Source organism: Sporichthya sp. (assembly GCF_013815995.1).
In the GTDB taxonomy this organism is placed as follows: domain Bacteria; phylum Actinomycetota; class Actinomycetes; order Sporichthyales; family Sporichthyaceae; genus Sporichthya.
Genome location: NZ_JACDFE010000207.1, coordinates 1 through 8,113 on the forward strand (window position 1 = coordinate 1; position 8,113 = coordinate 8,113).

Annotated in this window: 8 protein-coding genes; 2 read left to right on the forward strand and 6 right to left on the reverse strand. The window is 70.6% G+C overall.

Going from position 1 to position 8,113, the window contains the following annotated elements; all coding sequences use genetic code 11:
• From H0X00_RS18955 to H0X00_RS18980, 6 genes are all read right to left on the reverse strand, one after another.
• A partial coding sequence (locus H0X00_RS18955) for a DUF222 domain-containing protein (protein ID WP_293773942.1) occupies positions 1-802 on the reverse strand: 802 nt, incomplete at its 3' end.
• A gap of 374 nt (positions 803-1,176) precedes the next feature.
• Positions 1,177-2,691 carry an AMP-binding protein gene (locus H0X00_RS18960; RefSeq protein ID WP_293773943.1) on the reverse strand — a complete coding sequence of 505 codons (1,515 nt, stop codon included), beginning with the start codon at positions 2,689-2,691 and terminating at the stop codon, positions 1,177-1,179.
• Entirely contained in the window at positions 2,688-3,056 is a 369-nt protein-coding gene (locus H0X00_RS18965; RefSeq protein ID WP_293773949.1) for a nuclear transport factor 2 family protein, read from the reverse strand. Before H0X00_RS18965 ends, H0X00_RS18960 begins: the two co-directional genes overlap by 4 nt.
• Before the next feature lie 2 nt (positions 3,057-3,058).
• Entirely contained in the window at positions 3,059-3,394 is a 336-nt protein-coding gene (locus tag H0X00_RS18970; protein ID WP_293773944.1) for a DUF4286 family protein, read from the reverse strand.
• Complete coding sequence (locus tag H0X00_RS18975; protein ID WP_293773945.1) at positions 3,394-4,830, reverse strand: FAD-dependent oxidoreductase; 1,437 nt, start codon at positions 4,828-4,830, stop codon at positions 3,394-3,396. The genes H0X00_RS18970 and H0X00_RS18975 overlap by 1 nt, the downstream gene beginning before the upstream one ends.
• 78 nt (positions 4,831-4,908) lie before the next feature.
• On the reverse strand, positions 4,909-6,105 hold the full coding sequence (locus H0X00_RS18980; protein WP_293773946.1) for a hypothetical protein: 1,197 nt from the start codon (positions 6,103-6,105) through the stop codon (positions 4,909-4,911).
• A 128-nt stretch (positions 6,106-6,233) separates the two neighbouring features.
• Here H0X00_RS18980 and H0X00_RS18985 point away from each other — a divergent pair, with 128 nt between their 5' ends.
• On the forward strand, positions 6,234-7,400 hold the full coding sequence (locus H0X00_RS18985; RefSeq protein WP_293773947.1) for an acyl-CoA dehydrogenase family protein: 1,167 nt from the start codon (positions 6,234-6,236) through the stop codon (positions 7,398-7,400).
• Positions 7,393-8,113, forward strand: a 721-nt coding sequence (locus H0X00_RS18990) for a wax ester/triacylglycerol synthase domain-containing protein (protein ID WP_293773948.1), incomplete at its 3' end; no start/stop codon positions are given. The genes H0X00_RS18985 and H0X00_RS18990, both read left to right, overlap by 8 nt.

The window sequence follows — 8,113 nt, forward strand, 5'->3', positions numbered from 1 at the left end:
CCGGTGGGCTCGACGCGGGTGGGGGAGCCGGGGCAGGCCCCGCGGTGGGCTGCGCTCCGGGGCGGGAGGCGAGGAGCGCGGCCAAGATCTGGTCCTCGTTCAGACCGAGGTAGGTGCCATCGGTCATGGCGAGGAACAGGTCGGCGCGGAGGTGGTCGATGGGGCGGGGGTCCCCGGCCCGCTTCGCGGTCTTCGCCAGGCTGTCCAGCCGGTTGACCGAGATGGCGACCCGGTCGAGTGGCAGGTTGCGCCCGGACAGGCTCGCCGTGCCATCAGGTGTGCGAGAGGCCGTCACCCGCCGGTCCTGCAGGGAGCGCTCGTAGCGGCGCCGGGCCCATTCCGGGTCCAGGGCGATCGCCTTGGTCTTGATCTCCTCGGCCAGTTGCCCGGTGGTGAGCTGGGTCTGCTCCGAGAGCTGGCACTGCGGCAGGACCTCCGCGCACACCTGGTGCGCGTGCTCGGCGGAGAGCTCCAGTGTCCAGTCCCCGATCAGCCGCGCCCGCGCCGCGTCCAGGTCTCCGGCGGCCATCGCATCGTGCAACTCCGGAAGGCGGTGCATCACGCTGTGCGCATCAGAGGCCAGGCGATCGGCCGCCCTGCGGGTCAGGCCCAACGCGGCCCGCACCTCGGCCGAGGACCACTCATCCGGATCCGACATCCGGTCCGTGGAGTCCGGCTCGGCGCTGCGCACGGTCTCCCAGACCGCTTCCAGCAGGGCGGCGTGCACCCTGGCCTCGTCGGCGTACCGCTCCCGCAGTACCCCGACGACCTGGTGACCGGTCAGCCCCGACAACCCCTCCACGTGAACGACACTACGACCCCCCACCGACAGTTCAATATGTAGTGGCTGAGTGGCAGGAAAGCCGCATACGTAGTGGTCCTGATGGTCAGTCAGTAGTCGGTCTCGCCGGCGCGAGGACCGAGTTTTGGCAAGTTGGCGAGGCGCCTGGCCGACCGGGATAACGGCAGCGCGGCGGGTGCTGTTGCCGCGGCAGCGAGGTCGACCCAGGCGGAGACCGAGGGATTCTCCCGAGCCTGCGCCACGGACCACGATGCCAACGCCCGCAACGTTGCGGGCGTCGGGCCGGGGATCTACAACAAGCGACGACCGCTCTGCGCGCTGAGGCCTTCCCACGTCTACACCGCCCTAGGGGCGGTCGGCGTTACGCGCATCAGCTAAGGCCAATACGGCGCGCGCATCTCGCGTTTGTCGACCTTGCCCACGGGCGTGCGCTGCAGGGCCTCGACGAACACGATCTCGCGGGGGCACTTGTAGAGCGTCAGGTTCTCCCGGCAGTGCGCGAGCAGGTCCTCGGCGGCCGGTTCGGCGAAGGGGTCGACGGCGACCACGAGTGCCACCAGGGCCTCGCCCAGGTCGGGGTGCGGGACGCCGATGCAGGCAACGTCGGCGACGCCGGGGTGATCGGCCAGCACCTTCTCGGCCTCGGCCGGGTAGATGTTCACCCCGCCGGACACGACCATGTCCGAGGCCCGATCGGTGATCCAGACGTAGCCGGCCTCGTCCATCACCCCGATCTCGCCGAGAGTGAAGGGCGCACCCGCGTCGGTCCCGGTGCCGTCGACGTAGCGCATGCCCTGCCCGTCCGCCCGGAAGAACAGGCGTCCCTCGGTCCCGGGGGAGACCGGCTTGTCCTCCTCGTCGAGGATCATCGCCTCGAAGCCGGGCACCGCGCGCCCGACCGAGCCGGGGCGCTCCAGCCACTCCGCGGCGCTGATCATGCAGGTGGTGCCGACCTCGGAGGCGCCGTAGGACTCATACAGCACGTCGGGCACGCCGGCCGAGGCGAGCCACTCGATCGCCGCGCGCTTGTCCGGCTCCGGGAACTTCGCGCCGACCTGCAGCATGAAGCGCAGCGGGGACAGGTCGTAGTGCTCGCGCACCTGCGCGGGCAGGGCCATCACCCGCTGCAGATGGGTCGGCACCACGATCGTGGAGCCGATCCGGTGCTGCTCGATCGTGGCCAGAAACCGTTCGGCGTCGAAGCGCCCGAGCACGGTCACCGGGGCGCCGCCGAGGAAGAGCCGGGTGCCGGTGATCGGTCCGGAGTGGTACATCGGCCCGACGATCAGGTGCCGGCCATGGGCCACCATCGAGCCCTCAGCCAGCCGCGAGAGGTGCTCGTCGATCGAGGACCCGCCGACCCACGAGGTCCACGGCAGCTCGACGCCCTTCGGTGTTCCCGTGGTGCCGGAGGTGTAGACCATCGTCGGCCGTGGTTCATGAGAGGTCGCCGGCTCGGCCTCGCCGCCGAACGCGGACGCCTGGGTCAGTGAAATCGTCCCCGTGACCGCCCCGGACCCCCCGACCACCACGAGCACCCCGGCGAGTCGGGCCGCGGCCCAGCCCCGCTCGGCGGTGCTGTCGTCGACGATCAGCACATCGGCCTGACTATGCGTCAGAATGTAGGCGGCCTCCTCGGGGGTGAGGTGGTAGTTCACCGCTACCGCGGAGCACCCGGCCAGCGTGGCGGCCGCGTAGTACAGCACCGTCTGGCCGCTGTTCTCGGCGTAGATCGCCACCCGCCGATTCGGCCGGTAGCGCGCCGCGAGCATGCCGTTCACCAGAGGCCGCAGGGCCGCGTCGACCTGGGCCCAGGTCCAGTCGGCGTCGGTGGCTCGCAGGGCGATCTCGTCGGGCCGCTGCGCGGCGAGAGTGGCGGCGAAGGTCATGCGCCCTTGCGTTCCCGCCAGGTATTCATGTCGACATAGTCCCGCACGGCCTTGATCCGGTCGCCCTCGACGAGCTCGAAGACCCCCATGCACTCGATTGCGACCGGGCGGTCGCCGAAGGTGAAGTGGTCGATCCGCTCGGTCCACACCCGGTCGCCGTCGACGGTGTAGCCGACGATCTCGAATCGCGCCGACCCGACCGCGCCGAGCAGGCTTCCGAACATCGTCACGATGGCCTCGCGGCCGACCAACGCCGGCAGGGGAACGGCGGTCGCGTAGGTGGCGTCTTCGGTGAAGCAGGCGCTCATGGCCTCGACGTCGCGCTTCTCGATCGCCGCGAAGAAGTCCTCGAGAACGGCTGGCATGCTCACGGTGCGGCCTCCAGAGCCGGGGCGTGCGCTGCATAGGCGAACGCGATGATCTTGTCCATGTCGAGCGAGGAGTCCATGTTCATGGTCCGCATCGCCTGGCGCAGGTCGGCCAGCGCGACGGCGGGGTCGTCGGTCTCGAATTCGTAGATGGCGAGGAACCGGCGATCCGGCAGCTCGCCGCGCAGGGCGGGGACGGCCTCGAAGCGCTGTCCGCGGACGAAGCCCGGGACGTCGAGCACCTCGGGCACGTGCACCTGGTCGTACCAGTCGTTGAACACCTTCTCCTGGCCCGGCACGCATTCGGTCTGGACCACAAGGATATGACGTGCCATCAGTGCCGCTCTCCTGTCGCTTCGACGGCCCTCGCCTCTAATGCCGCCGTCTCGCCGGCGATCCGGCCGATGCCGGTCGCCAGGCCGAGGGAGTTGCCGCTGCCCATGTACAGCGGCCCGAACAGGCCGCCGGTGCACTCGCCCGCCGCGAACAGCCCGGGCACCGGCTGCCCGTCTGCTCCGATCACCCGCGCGCAGTCGTCGATCCGCAGCCCGGCTCCGGTGACGTTGACCGCGATCGGGTACAGCGGCACCGCGTAGTACGGCGGCGTCCGCAACGGCAACAGGAACTTGCCGGCCTTGCCGTGGTCATCGTCGGAGCCCGCGTCGGCGAAGGCGTTGTAGCGGACGATCTCGCCGGTGACCGCGACCGGGTCCAGTCCCACCTCGGTCGCGAGCGAGGCGAGGTCGTCGGCGACGAACGCGCGCTTCTGCCCGAGCATGAACTCGATCATGTCGGGCGTGTAGTGCCGCGGCCGGAACGGGGGGTGGTTCGGCCACACCTGCTTGTAGGCGAGGCGGTAGCGGTCGGCCAACTCGGCCGGCGGCGCCAGCGCGGCGGAGTCGATGAACGCGACGCAGCGGTTGCCGTGCGCGCGCACCGCGTTGTCCAGGATCCCGTACGGCGCGGTCTCGTCGGCGAAGCGGTGCCCGTCCGCATCGAGCAGCACGACCCAGCCCGGCAGCAGCGCCTCGTTGACGAATGTTCCGCCGGGGCCCAGGGTGCGCAGCCCACGGTCCTGACCGGTGACCTGCGCGCCGACCGCACCGGCGAGGTCGAGGGCGTCGCCGCGGGCGCCGTCGTGGCCGATGTACCAGGTCCGCTCCGGGTCCCAGGCCGACGGGAACAGTTCGGCGATCTTCTCCGGCGAGGCACCGAAGCCGCCGGTGGCGAGCACGACCGCGCCGGCGGTGATCTCGTCCTCGCCCACCGCGACGCCGACCACGCGGCCGTTCTGTACCAGCAACCGATCCACCCGTTGCCCGAGTGCGATGTCGACGTCCCGGGTGCTCGCCGCCCGGTGCAGCGCCTCGATCAGCGCCTGCCCACCGCCGTCGACGGCGTGCGAACGCGGCTGACGTTCCTCACCGCCGAAGATCAGCCGCTCGAAGAACGGGACGCCGTGCGCGGCCAGCCAGTCGATGGTCTCCCCACTGCGGCGGGCGAACTTGCGTACCGGACCGGCGGCGATGTCCCACCGCATCAGCGAGCGGTAGTCGGCGAAGAGGTCGTCCTCCTCCTCGTGGATCTCGTTCGCGTACTGGATCGCGCTGCGGCTGCCCATCACGATCCCGCCGGAGAGCCGGGAGGAGCCACCGACCTCCGCGGAGCCTTCGGCGATCAGGACCCGCTCCGCGCCGTGCTCGACGGCGGCCAGGGCCGCGCACAGTCCGGCGGCGCCGGATCCGATCACGAGGACGTCGACGTCGGTCATCGGGTCTCCTTCGCTGTCTTGCCGTTGTCAGCACTGCCGGCCGCCGTCTGGGCAGCCACCTCTTCTGATGTCACAGGATCAGCTCTCGAATCCGTAGGGGGAGAAGCGGCCGTCGAGAAACAGTTCGGTGTGCCCGGCGCCGGTCCAGACCCGGCCGTCGGGGGCGGTGGTGACGACCTCCGAGACGTACTCCTTGCCGATCAGGCCGGGAAACTTCGTGCCGTCGTACATCTCGTGGTCCACCGGCTGGGCCGAGACGTCGAGCTCGTCGTACTCCAACGAGACGCCGGGTCCGTGGTAGGTCCGCATCGAGCCGCCGTCCCTCCAACTGCCGGCCTGGTAGCCGATGGTCGCAGTCAGCCAGGGCGGGCCGGCGGGACGGACCTGCTGGGTCCAGGTTCCCCCGGCGGCGTCGGTCAGGGTGATGAGTGCCGCCGTGATCAGTCGGGTGCCCGGGACGAAGGTCAGCTCGTGCGAACCGGCGACGAGGTCGACGACCTCGCCGTCGTAGCCGACGTGGAAGCGGCCCTCGAACGGCGTGCCGAAGGTGTCGTTCATCGGGACCTGGCGGCCGTCCGGGTCCTCGTGGAGGGCGTAGAACCCGGCCAGGCCGGGGCCGTCTGAACCGACGGAGTTGAACAGGGTCCAGAAGCGGAGCGCCCGGGGCACGCCTTCGGCCGCGCGGGGCGGCAGCCAGCGCGGGTCCGGCGCCAGCGGCGGCCGTTCGAAGTAGAGCCCCCAGGCGTGGTCCCGGCTGCCTGACCAGCCGTCGACGGAGATCTGCTCGCCGTCGAGGGAGATCCAGCCGGACGCGGTCCCGGCCTGCACGTAGCGGGTCTGGTCGGTGGTGGGCCGGCCCCGGTTGGTCGCCCAGTGGTGGGCCTCGGTGTAGGCGGGCGCCGTCCCCAGCCAGTGCAGGTCCATCGCCAAGCCGGATGAGTTCTGATTCAGCGTCAGGTGGATGTCCCGGTACGGCTCGACGATCCGGAACCGGAACGGCCCGATCACGGTGTCGCACAGCTCGCGCCAGGTGCGGCTGAATCGCACCGTGCGCTGAATGCCGCCGCGGAGCAGCCCGACGTAGCCGGCGACCAGGTCGGTGTTCGGGTTCACCCGCAGCCCGCAGAACAGGAAGGTCTCCGCATCGGCGGAGAACACCCCGAAGAAGTAGCCGTCGTCGAACCCGGGGTCGGTGTTCGCGACCACCGACAGAGGCTGCGGGGTCTGGTGCACCGGAAGCTCGTCGTACGGGGACAGCTGCACTTCCTCGGACATCAGCGGAGGGTCACCAGCCCGGTGGTGCCGACCATGGTTCCTCCGCGGGATGTTCAGAAAAGGTCTAGGCCTATATTATTGAGTACGCGCACTTCTTTCGCCAGACCTGCCCCCGAGAGACTGGCACCGTGGGACACCTCGACGCACTAGGCCCCGACGAGCGCGACATCGTCCGCACCGTCGCCGAGTTCGTCGACCGCGAGGTCCGGCCGGTGGTCCGCGAGCTCGAGCACGCGAACACCTACCCCGAGGCCCTGATCGAGGGAATGAAGCGGCTCGGCATCTACGGCCTCGCGGTCCCGGGAGAGTTCGGCGGCACCGCGGTTTCCATGCAGTGCTACGTCCTGGTCACCGAGGAACTCTCCCGCGGCTGGATGAGCCTGGCCGGCGCGATGGGCGGCCACACCGTGGTGGTGAAGCTGTTGGTGGCCTTCGGGACCGACGAGCAGAAGGCGGCCTTGCTGCCGCGCCTGGCCACCGGCGAGGTCCGGGCCACGATGGCGCTGACCGAGCCTGCCGGCGGCTCGGACCTGCAGGCGATCACGACCACGGCCCGGCTCGACGGCGAGGAGTACGTCGTCGACGGCGCGAAGACCTGGATCAGCAACGCCCGCCGGGCCGGGCTGACCGCGCTGCTGTGCAAAACCGACCCGACGGCGCAGCCGGCTTCCCGCGGGATCTCTGTCCTGCTGGTCGAGCCCGGTCCCGGCCTGACGATCTCCAAGGATTTGCCCAAGTTGGGCTACAAGGGCGTGGAGGCCTGCGAGCTCGTCTTCGACGGCTACCGCGCTCCTGCTTCGAGGCTGCTCGGCGGCGTCCCCGGCCGGGGCTTCGCGCAGATGATGAAGGGCCTGGAGACCGGGCGGCTGCAGGTCGCGGCGCGGGCGCTCGGTGTCGGCCGGGCCGCGTTCGAGGACGCGCTGGCCTACGCGCAGGTCCGGGAGAGCTTCGGCAAGGCGATCTGGAAGCACCAGTCGATCGGCAACTACCTCGCCGACATGGCCACCTCGCTGGAGGCCGCGCGCCAGCTCACCCTCTACGCCGCCCGCGAGTACGACGCGGGGCGCCGGGTGGACATGGAGGCAGGCATGGCCAAGCTGTTCGCGTCCGAGACCGCGATGAAGGTCGCGCTCGACGCGGTGCGCATCCACGGCGGGTACGGCTATTCCACCGAGTTCGACGTGGAGCGGTACTTCCGGGATGCTCCGCTGATGGTCGTCGGTGAGGGCACGAACGAGATCCAGCGCAATGTGATCATGCGTCAGCTGATCGAGAGGAACGGCCGCGATGTCTGACGGTACCGACCGGATGTCCGCGCTGGACGCGTTCTTCTTCTACACCGAGGAGGACGGGCGCAACCACATGCACGTCGGCGGGTTCGCCCTGGTCGACGGCACCGCGCCGAGTGCGGACGAGGTGGTCAAGGCGCTCGCGCCCAAGATCGCGCGGATCCCTCGCTACACCCAGATGGTGCGGCCCGCGCCGCTGCACGTGAACCGCCCGGAGTGGATCCCCGCGCCGGACTTCGACATGCACGACCACGTCCGCGCCGTCACCGCCCCGCGGCCCGGACACCTCGGCCTGCGCGACGCCATCGAGGACCTGATCTCCTTCCAGCTCGACCGGTCCAAGCCGCTGTGGGAGCTCGTGGTCGTCGACGGCCTGTCCGCCGACCAGTTCGCCGTCGCGTGGAAGATCCACCACAGCATGGTCGACGGGGTGTCCGGCACCGAGCTGCTGACGATCCTGTTCGACGCCACTCCCGACGGGGCCCCGCTCGGCGACCAGATGGTGCCGACCCCGGCCCCGTCCGTCGAACGCTCCCGGGTCAAGGCGGTCGCCGGCTCGGTGACCGGGCTCGGCCGCGACGTCGTTCGGCACGCCCGCGGGATCAATCCCGGCACGGTGCGCAGGGCGGCCCGGGTCGGAGCGGCCGGGCTGGCCCTGACCCGGCGCAACCTGGCGCCCGACCTGCGCAGCCCGCTGACCGGATCGGGCGGCACCACCC